19 protein-coding genes and 1 pseudogene are annotated in these 26569 nt (G+C 40.2%); 17 read left to right on the plus strand and 3 right to left on the minus strand.

Features of this window, described 5'->3' with window-relative positions; all coding sequences use genetic code 11:
- Positions 1-406: 406 nt before the first annotated feature.
- The 16 genes and pseudogenes from HG267_RS07530 (at position 407) to HG267_RS07605 (ending at position 20213) form a co-directional block, all read left to right on the plus strand.
- Positions 407-3826, plus strand: coding sequence for a malectin domain-containing carbohydrate-binding protein (locus tag HG267_RS07530; protein WP_052335095.1), 3420 nt, complete (start codon positions 407-409; stop codon positions 3824-3826).
- Between the two features lie 726 nt (positions 3827-4552).
- Positions 4553-4834 (plus strand): annotated as a pseudogene (locus tag HG267_RS41885) (hypothetical protein); the annotation flags it as partial.
- 310 nt (positions 4835-5144) lie between these two features.
- A complete protein-coding gene (locus HG267_RS07540) occupies positions 5145-5867 on the plus strand; it encodes a TIGR04283 family arsenosugar biosynthesis glycosyltransferase (protein ID WP_081584095.1) in 723 nt (240 codons plus the stop codon).
- A 251-nt stretch (positions 5868-6118) separates the two neighbouring features.
- Complete coding sequence (locus HG267_RS07545) at positions 6119-6865, plus strand: TVP38/TMEM64 family protein (RefSeq protein ID WP_045872748.1); 747 nt, start codon at positions 6119-6121, stop codon at positions 6863-6865.
- Between the two features lie 197 nt (positions 6866-7062).
- The gene (locus tag HG267_RS07550) at positions 7063-8286 is read left to right on the plus strand and encodes an ABC transporter substrate-binding protein (protein ID WP_045872749.1); all 1224 of its coding nucleotides are present in this window, start codon (positions 7063-7065) and stop codon (positions 8284-8286) included.
- 300 nt (positions 8287-8586) lie between these two features.
- A complete protein-coding gene (locus HG267_RS07555) occupies positions 8587-9318 on the plus strand; it encodes a TVP38/TMEM64 family protein (protein WP_045872750.1) in 732 nt (243 codons plus the stop codon).
- Between the two features lie 109 nt (positions 9319-9427).
- Complete coding sequence (locus HG267_RS07560) at positions 9428-10975, plus strand: mercuric reductase (RefSeq protein ID WP_045872751.1); 1548 nt, start codon at positions 9428-9430, stop codon at positions 10973-10975.
- Positions 10976-11240: 265 nt separating this feature from the next.
- Positions 11241-12803: a type I restriction-modification system subunit M gene (locus HG267_RS07565; protein ID WP_045872753.1), complete on the plus strand. Its 1563-nt coding sequence runs from the start codon at positions 11241-11243 to the stop codon at positions 12801-12803.
- Between the two features lie 37 nt (positions 12804-12840).
- Positions 12841-13125 (plus strand): UPF0175 family protein, encoded by a 285-nt coding sequence (locus HG267_RS07570; protein ID WP_045872754.1) that lies wholly within the window; start codon positions 12841-12843, stop codon positions 13123-13125.
- A gap of 31 nt (positions 13126-13156) precedes the next feature.
- Positions 13157-13405: a UPF0175 family protein gene (locus tag HG267_RS07575; RefSeq protein ID WP_045872755.1), complete on the plus strand. Its 249-nt coding sequence runs from the start codon at positions 13157-13159 to the stop codon at positions 13403-13405.
- Positions 13402-13902, plus strand: coding sequence for a DUF3368 domain-containing protein (locus HG267_RS07580; protein ID WP_235623100.1), 501 nt, complete (start codon positions 13402-13404; stop codon positions 13900-13902). The genes HG267_RS07575 and HG267_RS07580 overlap by 4 nt, the downstream gene beginning before the upstream one ends.
- Entirely contained in the window at positions 13902-15248 is a 1347-nt protein-coding gene (locus tag HG267_RS07585) for a restriction endonuclease subunit S (protein WP_052335326.1), read from the plus strand. The genes HG267_RS07580 and HG267_RS07585 overlap by 1 nt, the downstream gene beginning before the upstream one ends.
- Positions 15249-15262: 14 nt before the next feature.
- Positions 15263-15496, plus strand: coding sequence for a type II toxin-antitoxin system Phd/YefM family antitoxin (locus HG267_RS07590; protein WP_045872758.1), 234 nt, complete (start codon positions 15263-15265; stop codon positions 15494-15496).
- Positions 15493-15882: a type II toxin-antitoxin system VapC family toxin gene (locus HG267_RS07595; RefSeq protein WP_045872759.1), complete on the plus strand. Its 390-nt coding sequence runs from the start codon at positions 15493-15495 to the stop codon at positions 15880-15882. The genes HG267_RS07590 and HG267_RS07595 overlap by 4 nt, the downstream gene beginning before the upstream one ends.
- Positions 15883-15965: 83 nt before the next feature.
- Positions 15966-16877, plus strand: a complete 912-nt coding sequence (locus HG267_RS07600; protein WP_045872760.1) for a DUF4351 domain-containing protein — start codon at positions 15966-15968, stop codon at positions 16875-16877.
- 303 nt (positions 16878-17180) lie between these two features.
- Positions 17181-20213 carry a type I restriction endonuclease subunit R gene (locus HG267_RS07605; protein ID WP_045872761.1) on the plus strand — a complete coding sequence of 1011 codons (3033 nt, stop codon included), beginning with the start codon at positions 17181-17183 and terminating at the stop codon, positions 20211-20213.
- A gap of 75 nt (positions 20214-20288) precedes the next feature.
- Here the strand turns inward: HG267_RS07605 and HG267_RS07610 are convergent, their stop codons facing one another.
- On the minus strand, positions 20289-20486 hold the full coding sequence (locus HG267_RS07610; RefSeq protein ID WP_045872762.1) for a hypothetical protein: 198 nt from the start codon (positions 20484-20486) through the stop codon (positions 20289-20291).
- A gap of 70 nt (positions 20487-20556) precedes the next feature.
- Positions 20557-20727: a photosystem II assembly protein Psb34 gene (gene psb34 / locus HG267_RS07615; protein WP_045872763.1), complete on the minus strand. Its 171-nt coding sequence runs from the start codon at positions 20725-20727 to the stop codon at positions 20557-20559.
- A gap of 53 nt (positions 20728-20780) precedes the next feature.
- On the opposite strand from psb34, the gene HG267_RS07620 reads away from it, so the two are divergent.
- Positions 20781-21137, plus strand: coding sequence for a hypothetical protein (locus tag HG267_RS07620; protein WP_155539489.1), 357 nt, complete (start codon positions 20781-20783; stop codon positions 21135-21137).
- A gap of 123 nt (positions 21138-21260) precedes the next feature.
- Here HG267_RS07620 and HG267_RS07625 read toward each other — a convergent pair whose 3' ends face one another.
- The gene (locus tag HG267_RS07625) at positions 21261-25805 is read right to left on the minus strand and encodes a LamG-like jellyroll fold domain-containing protein (protein WP_052335327.1); all 4545 of its coding nucleotides are present in this window, start codon (positions 25803-25805) and stop codon (positions 21261-21263) included.
- Positions 25806-26569 lie beyond the last annotated feature (764 nt).

The following is a 26569-nucleotide window of genomic DNA, read 5'->3' on the forward strand; positions in this document are numbered from 1 at the left end:
AAATAGCAATTAAATTTATTTATGCAAACAGTCTTTTTATTTTTTAAACATATAGTGCAAGAAAGGTGTGACCTTATATATTTTCTGATAGAGTTTTGCCAGTTGTCTGTTCCCTGTTTAGATTAATTATTGCTGCACTACGAGCTTTTACTTTGTGGGAAAAATTAATAACTCACTCTATTAGGTAACAGTTACACCTATCAGTAAATTATATATCTTTATCGAAAATTTATAAATTCTTCCTCATGTATTTAGAGAAAATTTATAAATTTTGGAAAGTTATGAGCATCTCATTTAGGACTTGTTTTAATCTTTAAAAAAAACTCATAAAAAGTTTACATAGCACCTTGTTTTAGGTTTAGCTTTTCCGAGAGATTAAGTAAGAAATTGTTTGGAAATGACAACAATGGTTACCAAGATCCTCCGGATCAATACAGGTGGTGCAGCCTACACTGATACTCAGGGTAATCTCTGGGAAGCTGATAATTATTTTTCTGACGGTAACACTTATACTACAACTGCGGCGATCGCCAATACTGTTGAAGACCCTCTTTATCAAGACGAACGGTGGCTAGACAAATTCTCTTATGACATTCCTGTTGATAACGGCGACTACACAGTTAACCTCAAGTTTTCCGAACTCTTCTGGACTGAAGCTGGACAACGTGTATTTGATGTAAATGTCGAAAATCAGTTAGTCTTTGATGACTTGGATATTTTTAAAGAAGCGGGTGGTAATAACATCGCTTTGGATAAGTCTTTTAAGGTTAAAGTCACTGATGGGATTTTAAATTTAGATTTCTTGGCGAGTGTTAACAATGCCAAAATCGACGCGATTGAAATCATTCCTGTAGATACAACACCAACGCCCACACCCACGCCCACGCCCACACCAACACCCACACCAACACCAACACCCACACCCACACCAACGCCCGCGCCCACACCCACAGCCACAGGCAAAACAATTCGCATTAATGCAGGTGGTGCAGATTACAGAGATAGTCAGGGTAATCTTTGGGAAGCAGATAATAGTAAGTATTTTGATGGCGGTAACACCTATACTACAACTGCACCGATCGCCAATACTGTTGACGACGGCCTTTATCAAGACGAACATTGGTCAGATAAATTCTCTTATGCCATTGCTGTTGATAACGGCAAATATACAGTTAAGCTCAAGTTTTCCGAACTCTTCTGGACTGAAGCTGGACAACGTGTCTTTGACGTAAGTGCTGAAGGTAATCCAGTAATTACTAACTTGGATATTTTCAAAGCAGCGGGTGGTAATAACATTGCTTTGGATAAGTCTTTTGATGTTACAGTTGCTGATGGCACACTGAATTTACAGTTCTTGGCGAGTGTCAACAACGCCAAAATTGATGCGATTGAAATCATTCCTGTAGATACAACACCAACACCAACACCCACGCCAACACCCACACCCACGCCAACCCCAACGCCAACACCAGAGGCTATTCGGATCAATGTAGGTGGTAAAGCTTACACTGATGCCAAAAAGAATAAGTGGGATGCAGATCAACCGCAATATGTGGTTGGTGACAGCAACGTCTATACCACCACTGCGGAAATTGGCAAGACAGAAGATGATCCTATATATCAAGACGATCGATATGCAGCAAAGCTAGCTTACGAGATTCCCGTAACAGCTGGTAACTATACAGTAAATCTGCACTTTGCTGAGAATTTCTTCACTGTCTTCAATGAGCGCATCTTTGATGTTTCTTTAGAAGGTCAGAAAGTGTTCTCTGACGTAGACATTTTTAAACAATCTAAAAATGCGTTCTTCACAGGTAATAACTCAGCGCTAGTACTATCTGTGCCTACTGTGACTGTTACTGATGGCAAGCTGAATCTTAATTTGGATGCCAGCGTTAACAATGCTCTGCTCTCAGGTCTAGAGATTATCCCACTCACTGGCCCTCAGGTGATTTTGCAACAAACACAAGGTAGAACTGAGGTTACAGAAGGAAGTGCTGATGATAGTTACTCATTAGTTCTGAATACACAACCGACCGCAGATGTCACAATTAATGTAGTTAAAGGCGATCGCTTAACTACAGATAAGACTAGCCTGACCTTTACTCCTGCTAACTGGAATGTTCCGCAAACTGTAAATGTCAATGTAGTTGATGACAAAATAGCCCAAGGTGCTGACAATCTCACCATTTCTCATACTATCTCTACTACAGATAGCAACTATCAAAATCTCACCATCCCAGAACTTCCTGTCAGCGTCAACGATAATGATATCGTTGCTATCAGCTTCACTAAGAAAACAGTAGCTTCAATAGCTGCACCCTCAACTGCAGCTTGGGGGCCAGATGGCAGATTATATGTAGGTACTTATAGTGGTGAAATCAGAGCTTATACCTTTGATGAAAAGTACAATGTTATCGATACCCAAATCATCACCACAATTCAAGATAAAGCTGGCAACAAACCAAACATCTTGGGTATTGCTTTTAACCCCTACGATCAATCTGGTTCCCCCAGTATTTACGTTGCCCATACAAGGCTTTATGGTAACGGTGGCAGTGCTTTTCCTAAAACAGAACAGTCATTTTATAGCGGTCAAGTTTCCATACTAGATGGGCCGAATTTCTCCAACTTGACAGCTTTAGTCACAGGACTACCAACTTCCAATCAAGACCACGGGATCAATGCTTTAACATTCGATCAAAAAGGTGATTTATACATCAATGTTGGTAGTAATACTAACGCAGGTGTCATTAACAGCAACATTGGTGGTTTACCAGAATCACCTTTGTCTGCGGCTATCTTAAAAGCGGAGATTTCCAAACCGGGCTTTAAGGGTGATATCAAGTATGTTCTACAAAATCCCCTACCTCCTGGTTATGAAATCCCAGCAGGATTAACTTTTGATCCTGCAGATAGTCAAGCCTTTGGTGATGTTGCCAATGTTGTACCGGGTACTGACGTTTCAGTCTATGCAAGTGGTCTGCGAAATCCCTTTGGCGCAGTTTTTACTACCAAAGGATTGCTTTATGCTACTGATAATGGTCATAACACAGGCTTTGGAGAACTTTCTACCTCAGCTACAACTTCTATCCCTGCACCCGGTGCGCCAGATGAACTAAACCTGATCAAACAAGGTGAATACTACGGTTCTCCTAACCGCAATCGTGGACGTACTGATGATCGCCAAAATGTTTTTTATGGGCCAGATAAACCAAGCATTCCTGGTGTTTATACAGCGCCACTCACAACTTTTGCTTCTTCAACTAATGGCATTGATGAATATCGGGCAACAACTTTCCAAAGCCAATTGCGCGGTAATTTAATTGCCCAGCAATGGAACCAAAAACTTTACAGCGTGGCTTTATCAGCTGATGGCACAAAAGTTATCAAAAATACAGTTCTCAATGCTGATTCTCCCGTTGCAGATGGTTTGAGTTTGGTAACTGGGCCTGGTGGTGCAATTCTCGGTATTGACTATGCTGATAATGCAATTACCGTTGCGACGGCGGACGATCTTTACATAGTAGATACTACTGCTTATGATATCTTCCCTTGGAGGGCACCAGCAGCAGGTGGTAATACATTTGTGATTGGCGGTAAAAACTTTGGTGGAGAAACTGAAGTTTCAATTGGCGGACAAGCTGCAACTATCACTTCAGTTTCATCCCAAATAATTAAAGGAATTCTCCCCAACTTTACCGCTAGCCAGTTCATTGATCCCAATAAGGATGGATTGTTAGATGTAGTTGTGAAGAGTAATAATCAAACATCTGTGATTACAGATGCATTTGCACCATTAAATGACAGTGCAATCTTTGTTTAGTGAAACATACAATTATACTGGGCGCTGATAGCAATCCTATCTGATGTGTGAAATATAAGGTATGAATATTTCATCAATGATTTAGGAGTATTATTTAGTGGTTCTCAATCATTTTTAAGATATTACAGGGACACAAATTATTTGTGTCCCTATTTTCATTTATAAATTAGAACGATTAGCTGTTATTATCATGTCTGAACTCAAGAAAACCATTTTGAATACATAACGTGGCAGATAGGTAGGGCACGGCATCCACCATCTTTTTACATATCAAATATCTTACTGGTGCCCATTGGTGTCAACTTAAGCTAAAAGCTATATACGGCGCGTGTTGTACAAATACCTCGCGCCCTCATCCCCTAACCCCTTCTCCCGCAGGAGAAGGGGAACTAAATCTCTGGCTCCCTTCTCCCTGTGGGAGAGGGGCTGGGGGTGAGGGCGAAACCTTGCAGCCAGGCGGTTTTCACGTTAAGTTGACACCAATGACTGGTGCCGTGCCCCTACAATCTGTCGCATTCTTTTTTCAAACTGGGTAATTAATTTTATGTAACTACTTATTCATTTGCGTAGGCGTTCGCGTAGCGTCTCGTAGAGAAGCCCGCCGTAGGCATCGCAAACTCGCCAACCAACAACAGAAGCCATTATCGTTAAGTCAATAGCGGCTATCCTCAACTCAGTAGTGGCTATCCTCAACTCAGTAGCGGCTTTGCTCAACTCAATAGTGGCTATTCTCAACTCAATAGTGGCTATTCTCAACTCAGTAGCGGCTTTGCTCAACTCAATAGTGGCTATTCTCAACTCAGTAGTGGCTATTCTCAACTCAATAGTGGCTATTCTCAACTCAGTAGTGGCTATTCTCAACTCAATAGTGGCTATTCTCAACTCAATAGTGGCTATTCTCAACTCAATAGTGGCTATTCTCAACTCAGTAGTGGCTATTCTCAACTCAGTAGCGACTTTCCTAATATTTCCTACCTCTTGTTTTTGCCTCTTCTCTTGCCTCCTTAGCTCAACTTTATCCAAAATTAAAAACTCGGTTTTCCTTATCCGGCAAAAATCCTGGTTTTTTGGCAAATACTTTTTCCATGTTACTGATTTGCACCCAAATCCAAAAACTAAAACTACCGTCCCACAATGGTTTCAGCGTCAGGTTTTGGGCTGAGTAAAAATGGATAAAGTCGAGAAGAGTCTCCTAAGCAATAGCCGGATTGTCTTGGAAGCCTAAACTGTATGCGAAGCATCAGTGTAGGAGTATGTCACTGAAACGTGGTATTACTCTAAGAAAAAAGAAAGCGCTCAGGAAGGAGCAAGACTAAAATTGTCAAATTATGAAACTGTCTCTATAAACATTCCCAAGCTTTCGATTATTATTCCTACGTTAAATGAGGCTGCAAATATTGCAGAGGCAATTATCACGACTCAAGGCAGTACAAATACGGAAGTTATTGTGGTCGATGGTGGCTCTCAGGATGACACTGTAGCTATAGCTCAGTCATTGGGTGTGAAAGTTATCTTCTCATCTCCTGGGCGGGCAGTGCAAATGAATGCGGGTGCTGTAGCTGCTAGTGGTGAGATTCTGCTATTTCTCCACGCAGATACTCGCTTACCTGCTGGCTTTGATGGTATGGTGCGGACTGCACTCCTACAACAAAAAACCGTGGCGGGTGCTTTTAAGTTGCGGATTGATGCAGCGCCTTGGGGTATCAGGTTGGTGGAATGGGGGGTAAATTTGCGATCGCATTTTCTCCAAATGCCCTATGGCGATCAAGCTATTTTTATCACTAAGTCGATGTTTCAGCAAATAGGCGGTTGCCCTGAATTGCCTATTATGGAAGACTTTGAACTCATTCGCCGTTTAAAAAATATGGGTAAAATTATCATTGTTCCCGTACCAGTTCTTACATCTGCGCGCCGATGGTTGAACAAGGGAATCTTTCAAACCACCTTCATTAATCAAATAGTAATTATCGCTTATCTACTTGGTGTATCACCTGAGCGAATTCGTAGCTGGTATCGCCAGGAAAAATTTAGAAAGATTTAAGCTGATTCTCAGGGAAGTAGAATATTTTGGTTGTAGATAGCAAGACGCTCAACAGTAAACAACTGATAATTAGGTCGGCGAAATTAAAGATAACTGGCTGAGGCTGTCATTCTTACAAAGTTCTGATCGGAGGCAACCTCCGCTCAGACTTTGCGCTTTGTCCTTGGTCATTTGTCATTGGTAAGGATTTAAAGCCTATTTACTTTTATTAACATAGTTTGGGTTATTTCCACTGACTTACTTAACTGAAAATGCAAAAGCGCCAATTGTATCCTAAACTGAAATTTTTACTATTAGGTTGTCTAGTTGCCACAGTCATCATTGCTAGTCAACATCTCAATATCCAAGAAATGTTACTAACATTAATAACATCAGTTAACAATCTAGGTTATTTTGGCCCGATTGCTTTTATTGCTGTTTATAACTTAGCGACTTTATTATTTGTACCAGGTTCTATTTTGACATTAAAGGGTGGTTGTTTATTTGGTGTATTTTGGGGTTCTGTTTATGTCATAATTGCTGCCACCATTGGAGCTACTTTAGCTTTTTTAATTGGTCGCTATCTTTCACGGGATTGGGTAGCGCAACAACTAGAAAAACATCCTAAATTTAAAGCGATTGATTTGGCTGTGGCTCAAGCAGGATGGAAAATTGTGCTACTAACTCGCCTCTCTCCTATCTTTCCTTTTAATTTATTAAATTATGCATTTGGAGTCACGCAAGTTTCCCTCAAAGATTATATTTTAGGTTCTCTTGGCATTATTCCGGGAACTGTGATGTATGTTTACATCGGCTCCTTAGCAACAAATTTGACGATGCTGAATACAAGCAATCATCCTAGTAATCCTCAAGCTCAAATTGGAGAATGGGTAATACAAATATTGGGGTTAATTGCTACGGTGGCTGTGACTATATATATAACTAAAGTTGCTCAAAAAGCTCTCAAACAAACTGTAGCAATAGTCGAGATTACTGATGATAGAAGTAACGAAAAGTAAGGAGTTATTCAAAATCCCTACGCTCTCAATACTTGTCGGTTAAGGGGAAAAGGGGAAGGGGAAAAGGGGCAAGAAAAAACCTTTAACCCTTACCCTTTCACCTTTTCCCCAAACCAAATTAAGAGTTTAAAATCCTTAACCGAGCAGTATTGCCTACGCTCTTATATATATTTAAATTATTCTAATTATACGTGGCTATGAAAAATGCGATCGCACAGCAAACTGTCTTATTATTTACCTGTTCTGTGTTGTTGATAGGCTGTGGTAAAAGTAGCAGTACAGATAAAACTCCCGCAACTAATTCTACATCAGCAGCCGCTAATGGAATTCCTATTGGTATCGCATTTGCTCAAACAAGTAATGTAGCATTACTCGGACAAGAAGGAACTGATGGTGTAAAAATTGCTGAAAAATATTTCAATGCTAAAGGCGGTATCAATGGCAACCCGATTAAATTAATCTTTCAAGATACTGGCGGCGATGAAGTCGGAACTGTTAATGCTTTTCAAACTTTAATTAATCAAAATAAAGTTGTAGGAATTATTGGCCCTACTTTATCACAGCAAGCTTTTAGTGCTAATCCCATTGCCGAACGCAATCAAATTCCAGTTATCGGCGCATCCAATACAGCTAAAGGTATTCCCGAAATTGGTGATTATGTGGCGCGGGTTTCTTCCTCGGTGGCTGTTGTTGCACCTTATGCAGTGAAAGCCGCACTTAAACAAAATCCGAATATCAAAAGAGTAGCTATATTCTATGCTCAAAATGATGCTTTCAATAAATCAGAGACAGAAATATTTCAAAAAACAGTTAAAGATTTAGGATTAGATTTAGTTACAGTTCAAAAATTCCAAACTACAGATACCGACTTTCAAACTCAAGCCAGTAGTGCAATTAATTTAAAACCAGATTTAGCAATTATTTCTGGTTTAGCTGTTGATGGCGGTAATTTAGTTAAACAACTACGAGAACTTGGTTATCAAGGAATTATTATTGGTGGTAATGGTTTTAATACATCTCATATATTTTCTGTCTGCAAAGCTCTTTGTGATGGCGTAATTATTGCCCAGGCTTACAGTCCAGAATATCAGAGTGAAATTAACACTGCATTTCGCAAAGCCTATTTTGAGCAATATCGTAGAGAACCACCCCAAGTCAGCGCTCAAGCTTTTACGGCTTTACAGGTATATGTAGAAGCGCTGCAATCTTTAGATAAAAAGAGTAAAATTAATCAACTTTCATTACCACAACTGCGTAAAGCCTTAAATCAAGAATTACTCAAAGGAACTTATCAAACTCCTTTGGGTGAAATTGCTTTCACACCAGTCGGTGATGTCATTCAAAAAGACTTTTACGTTGCCAAACTGAAAATGGAACCAAACGGAGTGAAAGGAAAATTTGCATTTTTAAACGTTAAATAAAACAAGTATCTCACTCACTTAAAATAGACTGCTTGATCAATTTATTTGCCAATGCATCTACCTATATAATCTAATACAGTTCAGTGAAGAAAATTAATTGATCACAAAACCAAAAAACTATTTACTCAACAACAAAACGGAACCATAATTTTGGAGGGGGTTTGGGGGACGCAACCGTCACCCAATCGGGGGTTTGGGGGAGAATCCCCCAATTCTTCTGGCTTTTGTAATTAACTGACAAATCAATCACTAATGAGCTTAAGCCAAGCGTATTGCTATATAATCAGGTCATTTAAGCAAATGATATATTCTCATTATTTCAAAAAAGTAATTTTATTCGCATTCCTAGCAATCAATATTGCCTTTATTTTCAACAATGAAACAGCATTAGCACAAGCATCCACTACCTTTAATCCCCAATCAATTTTACGCGATGCTTTGCAATGGATTGATAGCCTGGGTTCTGTAGGCGCGATCGCTTTTATTGCACTATATATTATTGCTACCGTTGCTTTTTTACCAGGTTCGATTCTCACCTTGGGTGCGGGTGTTGTTTTTGGTGTAGTTTGGGGTTCGCTTTATGTATTTCTTGGTGCAACATTAGGAGCAACTGCAGCTTTTCTTGTAGGACGTTATTTAGCAAGAGGGTGGGTTGCTAATAAAATTGCAGGTAATCAAAAATTTGTTGCTATCGATAAAGCTGTTGGTAAAGCCGGATTAAAAATTGTCCTGTTAACGCGACTTTCTCCAGTATTTCCGTTTAATTTATTAAACTATGCCTTTGGGATTACAGGAGTTTCTCTTCAGGATTACTTTATTGGTTCTGTAGGGATGATTCCTGGAACCATTATGTACGTTTATATTGGTTCTTTAGCTGGTAATTTGGCGAGAATTGGCAGTGAAACACAACCTACCAATTTAACAATACAATGGGCAATTCGGATTATTGGTTTTATTGCTACAGTTGCAGTCACAATTTATGTGACGAGGATAGCAAGGAAAGCTTTAGAGGAGGAGGTAAGCAATAATTAATAAAAAATCTGCTTTCGGGTGAATTGGATAATTTATTTTCTGGAAGTACCTAAAAATTGAATGCGAGTTAACAGTCAACAGTTAACAATCAACAGTCAACAATTAAAAAATGTCTAATTTAGAATTTGAAAGAGTTACAGTCCGCCCAATGGATGAATATAACCAAACTTTGGTATCCCACGTTCATCCACCAGATTGGATAAATCCGAAACCTGCTGATATTTACGACTTAGTAGTAATTGGTGCAGGAACAGCGGGATTAGTTGTGGCTGCGGGTGCGGCGGGTTTAGATTTGGGTTTAAAAGTCGCATTAATTGAAAAGCATCTCATGGGTGGAGATTGCTTAAATGTAGGTTGCGTTCCTTCAAAAACTATTATTCGTTCGGCTCGTGTGGTGGGTGAATTGTGGGATGGTAAGGAATTAGGAATTAATATTCCGCAAAATATTGATATTGATTTTCCCGCAGTTATGGAAAGGATGCGCCGCATTCGTGCTGGTATTAGTCCCCATGATTCGGCTGCACGCTTTCAAAAGTTAGGCGTTGATATATTTCTAGGTAGCGGTCGATTTGCGAGTAAAAATACTGTGGAAGTTGGCGACAAAACTCTGCGGTTTAAAAAAGCCGTAATCGCTACGGGAGCAAGAGCCGCGCAACCAGGGATTCCGGGAATTGAAAAAGCTGGTTATTTAACTAATGAGTCGGTTTTTTCCTTAATTCAACGACCGGAACGGTTAGCAGTCATTGGGGGTGGCCCGATTGGTTGTGAATTAGCGCAAGCTTTCCGACGCTTGGGTTCTGAGGTGGTGCTTTTCCATCGCAGTTCTCATGTTCTTAATAAAGAAGATGGGGAAGCTGCAGAAATTCTGCAAAAGGTTTTAATTAAAGAAGGAATTCGCTTAGTACTTAATTGCAAATTAGAAGAAGTCGTCACCGTCACCGAAGGGAAGCGACTGTACTTTTCTAGCAACGGACATCGCGATTCTGTAACTGTAGATGAAATTTTAGTGGGTGCGGGACGCGCTCCCAATGTTGAAGGTTTGAATTTAGAAGCCGTTGGAGTAGAGTACGACAAGCAGCATGGTGTGAAAGTCAATGATTACCTGCAAACGACTAATCCCAAAATTTATGCAGCTGGGGATATCTGCATGAATTGGAAATTTACCCATGCAGCTGATGCAGCCGCACGCATTGTCATTAAAAATACCTTATTTTCACCCTTTGGGCTAAGTCGTAGCAAACTCAGCAGTTTAGTTATGCCTTGGGTAACCTATACTGACCCAGAAATTGCCCATGTAGGATTGTCGGAACAAGAAGCCAAAGACAAAGGCTGGAATGTCGAGACAATCAAAATTCCTTTTAGTAGTGTAGACCGTGCGATCGCAGATGGTGAAGAGTCAGGATTCCTGAAAATTATCCACAAAAAAGGCTCCGATGAAATTCTCGGTGCAACCATTGTCGCTCGTCATGCAGGGGAAATGATTTCGGAAGTGACTACAGCAATTGTCGGTAAGTTAGGTTTGAACAAGTTAAGCGGTGTCATTCATCCCTATCCCACCCAAGCAGAAGCAATTAAAAAAGCTGCTGATGCTTATCGGCGCAAATTATTAACAGAAAATACCAAACGCCTCTTAGGTTTTCTCACCAAATTGTCTTAATCTTCAAGTATTCTCTCTTCTCTGTGTACTCTGTGTCTCTGTGGTTCGTTATTAGGTAAATCAGAGGTAGGGGAACAGTTTTGTATTTTCCTTTCCCCCTTCCCCTTTCCCCTTTAACCTTTCCCCTTTCCACATCTTTTGCAAGAGATCTAAAGTTCACCACCAGATGATGCACCATACTTGCGGTAATGAACGTGGAACGGGGTAAACTGGATATTCTTTACAGAAAGTGTTACTTAAATTTCACTTTATTACTTAAAATCCTATGGTGGCTAGTATAGAAAGTTCTACTAATCAAGAGTTAGTCGGTTTTATCTGGAGCATTGCCGACAAACTCCGTGGCCCATACCGTCCACCACAGTACCGCCGGGTGATGTTACCTTTGATTGTATTGCGGCGTTTGGATGCAGTCTTGGAACCGACAAAGCAAGCTGTCCTGGAGGCTAAGTCTAAATATGCGGCGATGGGTTTAGAGGGGGATGCTTTTGAAAAAGCGATCGCTAAAGTGGCAATTGGTCATCCTGATAAACAGTTTCACTATATGTTTGCCAATCCGCCTTTTGGGGTGGAATGGAAACCAGAAGATTTTATTAAAGATGAGTATGACAATTTAGGATTTAATGGGCGTTTTGGGGCTGGTTTACCGCGCATTAATGATGGTTCGCTGTTGTTTTTGCAACACATGATATCGAAAATGCACTCATCCCCAGAAGTAGGCGGTGATGGTTCGCGAATTGCGATCGTGTTTAATGGTTCGCCTTTATTTACAGGGGATGCGGGGAGTGGTGAAAGTAATATTCGCCGTTGGATTATTGAAAATGACTGGCTAGATGCGGTGGTGGCGCTACCTGACCAAATGTTTTATAACACGGGAATTTTTACTTATATTTGGTTGGTGACGAATAAAAAAGCAGCGCATCGTCGGGGGAAAGTACAGCTGATTGATGGTACTCGTCATTTCCAAAAAATGAAAAAGAGTCTCGGTAATAAGCGCAATGAATTATCCCCTGAGCATATTGCGGAACTGGTGCGACTGTATGGGGATTTTGAGCATAATGATGTCAGTGTGGTGGAGTCAGACGGACAGATAGAAAAGCGGGTTTGCTCAAAGATTTTTGATAATCAAAAGTTTGGATTTCTTAAAATTACTGTAGAGCGTCCGTTACGGTTAAATTTTCAGGTGAGTGAAGAGCGTTTGGCGCGGTTGTCGGAGCAGAAAGCATTTCAGGATTTAGCAACGACTAAGAAGCGTAAAGATGCTAAAGTCCAACAGTTAGAAATTGAGATGGGTGAAAGTCTGCAAAATCAAATTTTAGCTGCTTTGCAGAAATTGAATGCAAATAAACTTTATCTGTCACGGGATGAGTTTGAAAATGACTTAAATCGGGTGTTAAAACAAGCGGGATTAAGTTTAAAAGCTCCAGTAAAAAAAGCGATTTTAGCAGCATTGGGAGAGACTGATACAGAAGCGGAAATCTGCCGAGATGCTAAGGGGAATCCTGAACCGGATAGTAATTTACGAGATACGGAAATTGTACCTTTACCGGATGATATTACCTTGCCGTTACCTTTGGAATATGACAAAGATGCAAGTGTAAATGAGTTGATTAAGTTAGTAAAGGGGCATTGTGAGGCATATTTTAAAGCGGAAGTATTGCCCCATGTACCAGATGCTTGGATTGATTTTGATAAGACTAAGGTAGGGTATGAGATTCCGTTAAATCGTCATTTTTATGTGTATCAGCCGCCTCGTCCTTTGGATGAAATTGAGAATGATATTAAATCTTTAGAAGCAGATATTATGGCAATGTTGGGGGAAGTGGTTTAGAGGCTAAAATAAAAATGTAGAGTCGGGAGTTTTAACGATGGCTTTAACAATTGCAGATGAAGACTTAGAAAGTATTCAGCTTTCGGCAGAGATTCGAGAAAAGGCTTTACACAAAGCTAAAGAAGGGTATGTAATGGCTTTATTAGAGGTAGGAGAAATTACCAGTGGACGGGCTGCAAAAATTCTGAGTGTTTCTCGGCTAGAAGTTATCGAAATGATGAATAAATGGGGTATTTCTATTTTTGATGACTCTCAGAGTTTGGAGGAATTACGTCACGAAGTAGAACAAGCAGAATTAATGTTAAATCAGCAAATTTCTTAAATGATAAATGTAGAATTGGGAGATTTTAGCAATGGCTGTGACAATTTCCGATGAATTTTTAGACGCTTCTCAGTTAACACCTACAGAATTTTTGCAGGAAATTGCATTACATTTATTTCAGTCGGGGCGATTAACTTTAGGTTATGCGGCGAAAATGGCAGAGATGGACTGTGATGCTTTTCAAGATTTACTAAAAGCCCGTAAAATTCCTTTATATCATTATGATGTGGATGATTTTGAGGTTGACTTAAAAAATTTGCGGGAGTTAGGGCGATTGTGATTATTAGTGATACTTCTGTTATTACTAATTTGATTAGTATTGAACATATTTTTTTACTGCAATCACTTTATGAAAGGGTGATTATTCCTCAAGCAGTGTATCAAGAATTATCAAGGTGTCATCCCATAATATTAAGTGAATTACTCGCGGAAATATCTCCTGTGTTGGAGATTAGAACTGTGATAGATAAGAATAAAGTTGAGGAGTTGAAGCAACAAGCTAAGTTGGATCAAGGAGAGTCAGAGGCTATTATTTTGGCACTGGAGTTAAAAACTGATTTATTATTAATTGATGAGCGCAGAGGGAGGGCTGAGGCACAACGTTTAGGAATTAGAATTACGGGATTATTAGGGGTTTTATTGGAAGGTAAGACAAAAGGCTTTATTGTTTCTGTTAAGCCTTTGATGGATAAATTAATTGAAAGTTCTACTTTTTGGATTTCTCCTGTTTTATATGAGAAGATTTTAGTCTTAGCAGGGGAAATAGAGGCGGAATAATGGGTAAGTATCAGGGTTATGAAAAGTATAAAGATTCAGGTGTTGAGTGGTTGGGGGAGATTCCTGAACATTGGGAAGTTAAAAGAACTAAATTTTTTGTCACTAAAATTGGAAGTGGAAAAACACCAAAAGGAGGATCGGAAATTTATGTTGATTCTGGTGTAATGCTAATTAGAAGTCAAAATGTTTATGATGATGGCTTACGTTTAGACGATGTTGTTTATATTGATGATGAGATAGATAACCTACAGATAAATAGCAGAGTATTTCCAAATGATATTTTACTTAATATTACAGGCGCATCTATTGGGCGGGTTAGTTTAGTCCCTCCTAATTTCATAAAAGCAAATGTAAATCAGCACGTTTGCATATTCAGACCAGACTTAAAAAAAATCTTTCCCCCATATTTGCACTTACTTCTTTGTTCTAAGCAGGGTAAAGAACAAATTTTTTCTTATGAAAACGGTACATCTCGTGAAGGCTTAAATTTTCAACAAGCAGGAAATTTAACTTTTGCTATTCCGCCACCAGATGAGCAGGAGATAATCGCCCGCTTTCTCGACCATAAAACCAAACAAATAGACGACCTTATCGCCAAGAAAGAAGCCCTCCTCGAAAAACTCGACGAAAAACGCACCGCCCTCATCAGTCACGCTGTCACCAAAGGACTAGATCCAAGCGTCCCGATGAAAGATTCTGGTATTGAGTGGTTGGGTAAAATTCCGAAGCATTGGAGTTTACTATTATTGCGGCTAAGATATCTAATTGAACTAGGAAAAATGCTAGATCAACGAAGAATATCAGGAGATTATCTAGTTCAATATTTAAGAAATGTTGATGTGCAGTGGGATTTTATTAATCAAAATGACTTGCCAGAAATGGATATTAATCCGAACGAGTATGAAAGGTACTTAGTAAAAAATGGTGACTTATTGGTATGTGAGGGAGGAGAGTCAGGGAGATCCGCTATTGTTCAAGGTGTTGATGGCATTTTAGGCTTTCAAAAAGCAATACATCGTCTTAGGGTGATTGGAACAGAAGAAATCCCTAGGTTTTTATTCTATATATTCTATTATTTAGTCAAGCTTGGTGTTTTTGTAGCTGAAGGAAATCCCAATACAATTACCCATTTGACTGTGGAGAAATTAAAGCTATATAGACTACCAAAACCACCAAAAAAAGAGCAACAAGCAATAGTTACTTACTTAGATCATAAAACAGCCGAAATAAAGCAACAAAAAGCCAAGATTCTAGAGGCCATCGAACTATTAAAAGAATATCGCACCGCCCTCATCACCAACGCCGTCACAGGTAAAATAGACGTGCGCCAAGTCCCCATCCCCTAACCGCAGAAACCACCATGACACAAATCACCCTTGCAGAACTTCCCGAAACCCTCCAAAACCTAATTAACCAAGCGCAAAAAACAGGCGAACCCCTTACCATCATTCAAAATGGTATTCCCTTAGCCATCATATCCCCCATTAATCAAAGCAAAAGAGCCGCCTTTGGAGCGATGAAAGATAGCGGTCAAATTACAGGGGATATTATCGAGCCTACTTCAAATCTAGTTACTTGGGACGTACTTTTATGAAACTTTTACTAGATACCCATATCTGGATTTGGTATCTTCTCGGTAATCTCAACCTTTCAGACAATCTACAAAAAGCAATCTCTGACGAAAGAAATGAATTATGGCTAAGTCCCATCAGTATTTGGGAAACCCTCTTGCTTGCTGAGAAAGGAAGACTTATGCTAAAGCCAACTCCAGAACAGTGGGTTCAAAATAGTCTACAGCAACTCGACACAAAAGAAGCCCCTTTATCCAATGAAATTGCAATTTTAAGCCGCCAATTAGCTTTAGTACATCAAGATCCCGCAGATCGTTTTATTGCAGCAACCGCAGTTCATTATAACCTCACCCTTGTCACGGTAGACGGAAACTTAACTAAAGCCACTTTTCTTAGTACATTGAGTTAAACCAGGTTGTAAATTCACAAAGCATAAAAAATTACCTATTTTTGTGAGGATATTACTTAATAAAATTAATTTCATATCAGCCAATGATAGACCACGATAGATTATTTAAAGAATTAATCCAAACCTTCTTTTGGGAATTTATAGAATTATTCCTACCAGAAGTATTAGACTACGTAAATAAAGACAGCCTCACATTTTTACCAGAAGAAATATTTACAGATGTCACCTCTGGAGACAAAAGAAAAATCGACTTATTAGCCCAAGTCAAATTTAGAGAACAAGACACCTATTTTCTGATTCATCTTGAAAATCAAGCGTATAATCAAAAAGAATTTGAACGGCGAATGTTTCATTACTTTGCTCGTTTAGATGCCAAATATTTATTACCAATCTTCCCGATAGTTATCTTTTCTTACGACGAACCCAAACGCCCGGAAAAAAGCCAATATACAGTTAACTTCCCTAACCGAAAAATTCTGGAATTTAATTACATCGCCATTCAACTAAATAACCTCAACTGGCGCAACTTTTTAAACCAACCAAACCCCGTTGCTGCTGCATTAATGGCAAAAATGGACTTTAAACCAGAAGAAAGAGTCCGAGTTAAACTAGAATGCTTAAGGATGTTAGTAACCTTGCAGTTAAATCCTGCTAAAATGGAACTAATTTCCGGCTTTATAGACACCTATCTCAAATTAAACGCTACAGAAGAACAAACACTTGATACCGAATTAAAACAAGCCAACTTAGTAGAAGAGGAAGCAATTATGGAAATTGTCACCAGTTGGATGGAAAAAGGAATTGAAAGAGGAATTGAACAAGGGGAACAAAAAATAGTTAAAAGACAACTAAAACGACGCTTTAATAATATTGATTCTACTTTAGAAAACCGAATTAATTCTTTATCTGTAGAGCAAATAGAAAACCTAGCGGATGCAATTTTTGATTTCCAATCTTTAGAAGACCTGATTAATTGGTTAGACCAACAAAACTGATTGAATATTTAGAGCTTATTTTAAAAGATGTTCGTAGGGTGTGTTACGCCGTAGGCTAACGCACCTTGAATTTTTAATGCTATATCGGTGCGTTGCGCTGCGCGACAACACACCCTACATTTACGTTTAAAAAGCATCTCTAGAATTGCTGCATATCACTTATATCAAAAGCGCTGTATGATAAAGACCTTTTAATCCTCAAAGATTTACCCGAATATCAAAACCAGATTATTACGCCGAGTAACTTTCTAGCCATTAATTAATTCACAATTTATACTTAAGTATATTTATACTTGGTGAGCTATGCACACGGAAGATAAATTTGAGGACATCATTGAACGGGAACTCCTGCAAATCAGTGGCTATCACCAAGGTAAAGCAAACGACTACGACACAGATACCGCTCTTTTCCCCAAGGAAATCATCAATTTTATCAAAACCACCCAACCCAAACAATGGGAACGCCTAGCCAACAGCAGCGACGCTGAGAAAATCATTATAGAGAGTCTCACCAAGGAACTTAAAAGCCGAGGAATGCTTGATATCCTCCGCAATGGCTTTAAATGCTATGGTAAAACCCTGCGAGTTGCTTACTTCCAGCCCAACACAGGGATGAACCCGGAAACTTTGGCACTTTATGAACAAAATCGCCTCACCATCACCCGCCAAGTTACTATCAAAACCGGACGCATTCCCGATATTCTCCTCAGCATCAACGGTTTACCCATCGCCACCATTGAACTGAAAAACCCCTTCACCGGACAAACCTACCAAAACGCCATTCATCAATATAAACTCTACAGAGACCCCAAAGACCCGCTATTTGCTTTTAAACAACGCTGCTTAGTCCACTTCGCCGTTGACACAGAAGAAGTTTGGATGACTACTAAACTTGCTAGTGAAAATACTTATTTCCTACCCTTCAATAAAGGTAATCATCACGGTGCAGGTAATCCTCCCGGCGATAATGAAGAATATCGCACCAGTTATTTTTGGCTAGAAGTCTTACAAAAAGATAGCCTTTTGGACATCCTAGCCCGTTTTCTCCACGTCGAAATTAAAGAAACCAAAATTCCTACCGCCACTGGCGTTAATTACCAGAAAAAAGAAACCCTAATTTTCCCCCGCTACCATCAACTTGATGTCGTGCGGAAACTCATCACCCACGCCAAACAAAATCAAGCTGGACATAATTATTTAATTCAGCATTCCGCAGGTTCAGGAAAATCAAATTCTATCGCCTGGTTAGCCCATCGCCTCGCTAACCTCCACGACAACCAAGACGAAAAAATCTTTCATACCGTTGTCGTCATCACCGATCGCACTGTACTGGATCAACAACTACAAAACACTATCTATCAATTTGACCATAAAGCCGGAGTTGTCCAGAAAATTGACGAGAATACCCAACAACTCGCCACAGCCCTCAGCGACGGTGTACCGATTATTATTTCGACAATTCAGAAATTCCCTTTCATTACTAAAGCCATCGAGACTTTAGCCAAAAAAGGTAAAACCATCGACATTACTACTAAAAATAAACGCTTTGCGGTCATCGTTGATGAGGCGCATGGTTCCCAAACCGGAGAAACCGCCGCCGAACTCCGCAAAATCTTAAATAAAGATGGTATTGAATCTGCGATCGCATCCCAATTGCTGGAAGATGAACTTGAGGAAGATAATCTCAGCGATGAAGCCAAACAACAACTCCTCAAAGCACAACTCACCCGCACCAAACAACCCAACCTCAGTTACTTCGCTTTTACCGCTACTCCCAAACACAAAACCCAACTCGTCTTTGACGAACCGGGGGAGAACGGCCAAATTCCCTTTCATCTCTACACCATGCGCCAAGCGATTGAGGAAGGCTATATTAAGGATGTTTTAGCCAATTACACCTGCTACGATCGCTATTACGAACTTGTCCGCACTTCTGAGAATAACCCAGACTTACCCCGTCGCCAAGCAGCAAAGGCGATCGCCAATTTTGTGGAACTTCATCCCTACAATATTGCCCAAAAAGTAGAAATTATCATCGAACATTTCCGCAACCATACCCGCCATAAAATTGGGGGTAGGGCAAAAGCAATGGTGGTTACCAGTTCCCGCGAACACGCGGTTAAATACAAACTGGCTTTTGATAAATATATCAAAGATAAAGGCTATAGCGATATTAAATCCCTTGTGGCTTTCTCCGGTTCTATTATCCTTGATGAATTACCCGGACAAACATTTACTGAAGTCAAGATGAATGGCGGGATTAAAACTTCCGAAATTCCCGATAAATTTGCTAGCGATGCTTATCAAGTGCTGCTTGTCGCCAACAAATTTCAAACCGGATTTGACCAACCATTACTGCATACTATGTTTGTGGATAAACGACTCGATGGCGTGCAAGCTGTCCAAACTCTCTCTCGCCTCAACCGTACCACCATAGGAAAAGAAGATACTTTCGTCTTAGATTTTGTCAACAAACCCGAAGATATCTACAAAGCTTTTAAACCCTACTACGAAGAAACTCCCGTTGGCGAAACCGCAGATCCGCAACAATTAAATGATTTGTCTTACCAGCTTTATGCATGGCAACTTTTTAGCCACGACGATGTAAATCAGTGGTGCGAAATTTGGTTTCGTCCGAAAACTTCTCTTACTGGAAGCGAACACAAAAAATTAAACACACTCCTAGACCTGATTATTGAAAATTATAGAGCTTTGCAAGACGCAGAGAAAGAACTATTTAAAAGTCAACTTACCAGCTTCCGCAATCTCTACCTCTTCCTGGCTCAGATTATTCCTTACCAAGATTCAGAACTAGAAAAGCTTTATGCTTACGGGCGGTTTCTCTTGAAAAAACTACCTCGTAGTCCCCAAGCGCCAAAAATAGATTTATCTGGGGATATCGAACTGAAATTTTATCGCCTGGAAAAAATCAGCGAAGGAAAAATAGATTTAACCGCAGGACAAGCCGAACCATTACGCGGTGCTACCTCTGTCGGGACTCGTCAGCCAGATAAAGAAGTCCCCCTATCCCAGCTAATCGACACCCTTAACGAACGCTTTGGAACTAACTTCACCCCAGCCGACCAGCTATTTTTTGAGCAGATTACCGAAACTGCGATCGCAAATGATTCCATTAAACAAGCGGCTCAAGTCAATACTAAAGAAAACTTTGCCCCAGTTCTAGAAAATCATCTGGAAAATCTATTTATCGAACGCATGGATGGTAACGAAAAAATATTTATGCAAGTGATGAACAATGAAGAATTTAAAGCACTTGTATTTGAAAAATTGCTATCCAGTATTTATGAGACTATCAACAGCGAACAGTCAGAATAGTCATATACAAATTGGCATTACCCGCAAAAGTTATCTGATATTTGCAACAGTTAACTTTTCTCTAAATCAGCGCTGTTAAGCTAATAAGCCTAACTTTTTACCGTTGTCTTTAGCTAGACGAATGAGGTTCTGTCTTTGCTTAGATTCAATTCCGACGCGATTACAAAAATTAGTGATTGTTTGGGCGTGTAAACCAATGGCTTTACCACGTAACTGATTAAATTTAGCTTTGCCCATCCATTCACGGAACAATATTACTAATGGTGCAAACATTTTTCGTCTCTCCTTATTGTCAAAGTTCTTTGTAAATAGCTGGTGAATATATAGATATATGCAGTGGCGATTAGCTAACGCCGCAAGCAACCAAAACTAATGCGGTGACTAATAAAGTAGCTACTCCAGCCTGGAAACTATAACTACGTTGCTCCTCATTTGAGGGATAGTCTGCATAGTAGATTTGGGGTTCATTTGCATAGTTGTTGAGAATGCCGTCTTCGTTAATGGTGGTATACATAATTTTTTGCTCTTGTTAACCTATGTAAATTAATGTAACGAAATTGTTACGAATTGACAAGAAGGCTTGACACAGAAAAACTTATACCTCTGATAAAAGTTAGTTATAAAAAACTCCATCCACAAGGGGATGGAGTTTTTGGGCATTGGGAATTGGGCATAGGGGAGACAGTGCCGTGGGCGGCTTCCCCGACTTGTACCCCTGCGCTTAAGCAAGCTACGCGTAGCGTCTCCGACCAAAGAGGCAACTGTCGTCGGGTTTCCCGCGTTGTAGCAACTGCCGTCATAGGAAAGAAAATACCAATGCCCTATGCCCAATGCCCCAAGCGGCGGGGCTGTTATCCCTCTCCACCCACAAGAGGATGGAGTTTCCCGCCGCTTTCTATAAAAGTGAACAAGAAAAATCCCTAGCTGAAAGCTAAGGATTGACAAGCAACTATGTCTGATGTGCGTTGGTAGCAGCGAAGGTTAGGACAGGGGTTAAAAACCTTTTCCCTTTACCCTTTTCCCCCTATCCTTTCCCCTGCATTCCTTTTACGCAAAGCGCCAGCGACCAACTGAGCCATTATCTAAATCAACAAAGTATAAGTTACCGTCTGGGCCTGTGTTAATTTGCACCACGATTTGAGCATTCGTAGCAAAGGTTTCTACTGATGTGACATTGCCAAGGGAATCGAAGCTGATATTGCGGACAATACCTTGACCCAAATCATTGAAGAACAAGTCTCCCCAATATTGTTCGGGAAATGCAGTGCCACTGTAAACATCACCCATGACGATCGCATTAATGCCAGCAGTGCCATGATTAAGGGCATAAATGGATGGTGTTGTAGTTTGTCCACTCGCATAAAAGGCTTGGGATTGGGGTAAATCTTTGTAGCCACTAGTCTGGAGGTTAATACCACTACCACCTTCATAGTAGGGCCAACCATAGTTTGCTCCCGGGCCACCTGCATTGATTTCTTCCCACTGCGTCCAACCAACATCACCGATATAAATCTGTCCAGATTCAGGAGAGATGGTAAACCGGAAGGCGTTCCGTAATCCATACTGGTAGACCTTAGAACGGTTACTGTTAGGATTGCCATCATAGAAGGGATTGTCTGCTAAACCTTCACCAGTAATCGGGTCAATCCGCAGAATTTTACCAGATAGGTTATTAATATCTTGGACACGATATGTCCGCCAGTCAACTTGGTTGTAGGAAGTACCATCACCATTGCTGATATAGAGTGCGCCATCTGGGCCAAATCTCACAGTCCCAATGGAGTGGCTGGTGCTATCAGCCGCTAGGAAATCCTGAATATTTTCTCCATTCGCCAATATACCTGCTGGAGCTTGATTAAAGTTAATAGTGCTATCAACAAATCCATTAAAGTTGTTCCATACACTATTTTTACCAAGTAAAATCTCTTCACTACCGGGTATGGCGGTAGTGTAGTTGGTACTAGCATCAGCTGTGACTCGAATGAGGCGACCGGCGCGATTACCTTGCTGGTCTGGCCCTGCTAAACCCCCGTTTTGGTATACTTCTGGGGGGTCGTAGGTAAAGAGCAAGTAAACATAGGGATTGTGAATAAAATCGGGATGAACAGCAATATCTAATAAGCCGCGATCGCTTGTGTTATTAACCTGACGAGAAATATCGATAAAGGGAGTTGCTAGTAAAGCACCATTTTTGAAGACCTTGACAACTCCACTCTTTTCTGCAACAAACATTAGCTGTCCATCAGGCAATTGTCCAGTAGGTGTCCAGTCTATTGCAGTCGGTACTGCCAAACCAGATATAACTGTTTCTGTCAACAGTTGGCGTGAATCTGGTAGCGGCTGTGCTTGGTATAGTTGCTGGATTTCTGCTGCTCCTAGCGCTGTATTATAAATTCGCACATCGTCAATTTGCCCTTGGAAGTAGTTGTCAACTCTGCCTATATTGAGTTGTTGTGTTGCATAGGGTTTACGTCCGGCAAAATCATTTGTAGAGTAGACTTCCTGACCATTTACATAAGCCTTGTATGTGGTACCGTCAAATGTGGTTACTACATGGTTCCAGGCATTGAGTCTCAACACATTGCCTGTTATAAAAGAGTTCCAGTTATTACCATCTCCAAACCCAGCATGAATTTGTGTTTGGTTATAAACCCAAATCCCTGGATAACGCTGGTTGTCCCCAGTACCAGGTGCTTGATACCCAAGAACACCATAAAAGCCATTATTTGTAATGTTGGAATAAATCCATACTGATTCTGTAAATGTGCCATTACTCAAATTCAGAGTGGGGCTACTAGATACATTTACGTAGTCATTAATTCCATCAAAGTTCAGACTGTGGGTATCAGTAAAATTCAACAGGGGTACTTTTGTCGTCGGGCCACTAGGAGAGGCAATATTGACGTGGTTACCATTATTATTAAAACCGGATGAATCAACAACAGTGACACCAATACTAGTCTCATCCAATTTCCAATAACCTATCAGTCCCGATAGGTTTTCATTATCTAAGATTGTAATCTGAGCAGTACGAGGTGCTAATAAACTCGCGCCACCAGTGATGTTATCAATGGCCAAACCAAAAATTTCATTTGGTTCTACCAGACTATCTTCCAAGATGGGAATGACAATAGATTTGCGGGTTTCACCGGGAGCAAATACTAGTGTCCCTGTTTGTCTGATGTAGTCTGCGCCGGGAGTAGCGGAACCATCAACTGTTTGATAGTCAACGGTGACAGTACCTTCACTTCCTTGTTGTCTTAATACTGTGACAGTAGCAGTGCCATTACTTTCATTGACGGCGATCGTACTACTTTCCAATCCAATGACACCAGGGCCGGAGGTAGGAGGTGTGGCTGTAGTTTGCTGTGCGAGGGCGCTAATTTCTGCGGCGCTGAGGGCGCGATTATAAATTCGCACATCGTCAATCTGTCCTTGGAAGTAATTATCAACGCGCCCAATATTTAGTTGTTGAGTTGCGGCTGGTTTGCGTCCAGCAAACTGAGTAGTAGTATAAACTTCTTGCCCATTGACATAGGCTTTATAGGTGGTGCCATCAAAGGATGTGACTATATGATTCCAAGCATTGGGTTTGAGTACATCTCCTGTGGTCAATGAGTTCCAGTTACTTCCATCGCCAAAACCCGCATGGATTTTTGTTTGCTCGTACACCCAAATACCGGGATAGCGGTCAGAAGTCGATCCGCCTGGCTGATAACCAATTACACCATGATAGGCATTGTCTGTAATTTGCGAATAGATCCATACAGATTCGGTGAATTGCCCAGCACTTAAATTTAGGCTAGGATTGCTGGCTATATTTACATAGTCATTTACGCCATCAAAGCTTAAACTGCCAGTATCCGTAAAGTTGAGGCTAGGAACATTGGTAGATGGGCCACTAGGTGAGGCGATATTGACATGGCTACCGTTATTGTTAGAACCAGAGGAATCAATGACGGTGGTACCAATAGTAGTTTCATCTAACTTCCAATAGCCCACCAAACCTGGATTATTCTCGTTATCTATAATTGTGATTTCCGTGGTTTGCGGTGCTGATAACGTTGCCCCACCAGTAATATTGTCAATGACAAAGTTAAAAGTTTCATTGGCTTCTGCCAGTGTGTCATCCAGAATTGGAATTGTGACAGACTTGCTAGTTTCACCAGTAGCAAATGTCAGTGTGCCTGATTTACTGGTATAGTCTGTACCAGCAGTAGCAGTGCCATTAACTGTATGGTAGTTAACGGTGACAGTGCCATCACTTCCCTGTTGCCTTAAGACTGTGACAGTAGCAGTGCCATCAACTTCATTGACTGCGATCGCATTATTTTGCAGACTAATGACACCAGGGGTAGGAGTTGGGGGTGTGGATGTAGTTTGCTGTGCAAGGGTGCTAATCTCTGCGGCGCTGAGGGCGCGATTATAAATTCGCACATCGTCAATCTGTCCTTGGAAGTAATTATCAACGCGCCCAATATTTAGTTGTTGAGTTGCGGCTGGTTTGCGTCCAGCAAACTGAGTAGTAGTATAAACTTCTTGCCCATTGACATAGGCTTTATAGGTGGTGCCATCAAAGGATGTGACTACATTATTCCAAGCATTGGGTTTGAGTACATCCCCTGTGGTAAACGAGTTCCAGTTACTTCCATCGCCAAAACCCGCATGGATTTTTGTTTGCTCGTACACCCAAATACCGGGATAGCGTTGAGAAATCGATCCGCCTGGTTGATAACCAATTACGCCATGATAGGCATTGTCTGTAATTTGCGAATATATCCATACAGATTGGGTAAATATCCCACCATTCAAATTGAGGCTAGGACTACTTGGTACACTGACGTAGTCATCCACACCATCAAATCGTAAAGCACCGTTAACCTGGCCAGTAGACCACTGGGGATTAGGATTATTTACCAGAGTGCCATTATTATTTTGAATAGTATCAGTGGCAGTTAAACCGCTAGTTTCATCAAATTGCCAACGTCCAACTAAACCATCATCAATAGCGAGGTTAGCACCATCATAATTAGCGATCGCAGCTTGGTTTAATATATCAAGACTTTCCAGACTACCAGTTGCTACTTCTAAATTCCAATCTCCTCCGAATTTGGAACTACCTGTGAGGTTATTAGAAGCAGCAATATCCGCGCTAGTTAATTGACTCAACTGTTGGATAAAAGTCTCTCCCTCTGCACCTGCGCCCACATTACAGCCGTAGAATAATACATCAGTATCGGCAGTAAAAGCATTACTCCAACTTTTGAGCGCATCGCTGTATAAGCTGAGGTTTTGGGAATTCAAATTTGTATTGCCAATTAATACATCTCCTACATTTCCGTGGGAGACGATATGTACACTGGCAACGTTTTGATAATGCGCGAGTACATCTGCAATTTGTGCTACACCATCTCGGTTAGGGTCGAGTGTAAATAACTGTGCATTACCAAAGCTTTGAGTCAGGCTGGAATTGTTAGCCAGCGCAGCGTCAATGAAAACTAAATTTTGGCTAGTAGATAACCCAGGATTATTTAAAGAAGTATATGTTCCCTGAACCAAAGAATTTGGCTCTATATTTTGAGAATTTAACATTTTATTTTTAGTAGATCTAACCTCAATAAGTCCAAAAAATATGAATTTTTGGACTCATTGCTGTTGAGGGGAAAAGGGGAAAATTTTTGGTTCTTACGTACCTGTTATGCCAAATTATTAGTTAAACCTCAAAGCTTGGCTGAAAAATATAGCTTAAGAACTCAAACACTTGCCAAATGCTTAAAATGTTATTAAATAATGCCCACTATTATTGTTTGGCAAGGGTTGCGTGATAATTGTGAACGTGATTTAGAATAGTATGTAATGAAGAGCCAAATTTTTGGATTTATTGCTGTGTTAAAAAAATAAAAAAGGCAAATAAATAATGCACTCATAAAAGGTGTTCATGGTTGCAATAGTATTTGAAATAAAGCTTTTTAATGCATCAGAGCATTGCTAAATGATAAAAATCTATTAGTGGTTTATTTACAATGCAATATCGCAGAACATGAATATATTTCATGGCTGTGCAAGCAGATGATAATTTGTTAATTTGGCAAAAATAGTTTTTGTAGATATACGCAGCAACAAAGATATTTAACTCATGAATTAGAGAATTGCGCTTTCAGTCCTTCTACTGATTAAGTAATTATCATTGGAACCTATATTTATCTTTGATGTCAATTTCTGTGATGGCTTTTCTTGAAACATTCACATTTATGCTGCTTTTTTACTATAAAAATTAAATTCTTTTGAAGACAAGCTCAAATTAACCAGAAAAAATACATATTCATGTTCAGCTTATCTGACGAATATTTGTCGAA

Source organism: Tolypothrix sp. PCC 7601 (genome assembly GCF_025677855.1).
Taxonomy (GTDB): Bacteria; Cyanobacteriota; Cyanobacteriia; order Cyanobacteriales; family Nostocaceae; genus Aulosira; species Aulosira diplosiphon.

What these genes read in the sequence shown, in the direction of transcription:
- HG267_RS07530 (WP_052335095.1), top strand. Translation starts at nt 407, where the DNA reads ATGGTTACCAAGATCCTCCGGATCAATACAGGTGGTGCAGCCTACACT.
- HG267_RS07545 (WP_045872748.1), top strand. Translation starts at nt 6,119, where the DNA reads ATGCAAAAGCGCCAATTGTATCCTAAACTGAAATTTTTACTATTAGGT.
- HG267_RS07550 (WP_045872749.1), top strand. Translation starts at nt 7,063, where the DNA reads ATGAAAAATGCGATCGCACAGCAAACTGTCTTATTATTTACCTGTTCT.
- HG267_RS07555 (WP_045872750.1), top strand. Translation starts at nt 8,587, where the DNA reads ATGATATATTCTCATTATTTCAAAAAAGTAATTTTATTCGCATTCCTA.
- HG267_RS07560 (WP_045872751.1), top strand. Translation starts at nt 9,428, where the DNA reads ATGTCTAATTTAGAATTTGAAAGAGTTACAGTCCGCCCAATGGATGAA.
- HG267_RS07565 (WP_045872753.1), top strand. Translation starts at nt 11,241, where the DNA reads ATGGTGGCTAGTATAGAAAGTTCTACTAATCAAGAGTTAGTCGGTTTT.
- HG267_RS07570 (WP_045872754.1), top strand. Translation starts at nt 12,841, where the DNA reads ATGGCTTTAACAATTGCAGATGAAGACTTAGAAAGTATTCAGCTTTCG.
- HG267_RS07575 (WP_045872755.1), top strand. Translation starts at nt 13,157, where the DNA reads ATGGCTGTGACAATTTCCGATGAATTTTTAGACGCTTCTCAGTTAACA.
- HG267_RS07585 (WP_052335326.1), top strand. Translation starts at nt 13,902, where the DNA reads ATGGGTAAGTATCAGGGTTATGAAAAGTATAAAGATTCAGGTGTTGAG.
- HG267_RS07590 (WP_045872758.1), top strand. Translation starts at nt 15,263, where the DNA reads ATGACACAAATCACCCTTGCAGAACTTCCCGAAACCCTCCAAAACCTA.
- HG267_RS07595 (WP_045872759.1), top strand. Translation starts at nt 15,493, where the DNA reads ATGAAACTTTTACTAGATACCCATATCTGGATTTGGTATCTTCTCGGT.
- HG267_RS07600 (WP_045872760.1), top strand. Translation starts at nt 15,966, where the DNA reads ATGATAGACCACGATAGATTATTTAAAGAATTAATCCAAACCTTCTTT.
- HG267_RS07605 (WP_045872761.1), top strand. Translation starts at nt 17,181, where the DNA reads ATGCACACGGAAGATAAATTTGAGGACATCATTGAACGGGAACTCCTG.
- HG267_RS07610 (WP_045872762.1), bottom strand. Translation starts at nt 20,486, where the DNA reads ATGTTTGCACCATTAGTAATATTGTTCCGTGAATGGATGGGCAAAGCT.
- psb34 (WP_045872763.1), bottom strand. Translation starts at nt 20,727, where the DNA reads ATGTATACCACCATTAACGAAGACGGCATTCTCAACAACTATGCAAAT.
- HG267_RS07625 (WP_052335327.1), bottom strand. Translation starts at nt 25,805, where the DNA reads ATGTTAAATTCTCAAAATATAGAGCCAAATTCTTTGGTTCAGGGAACA.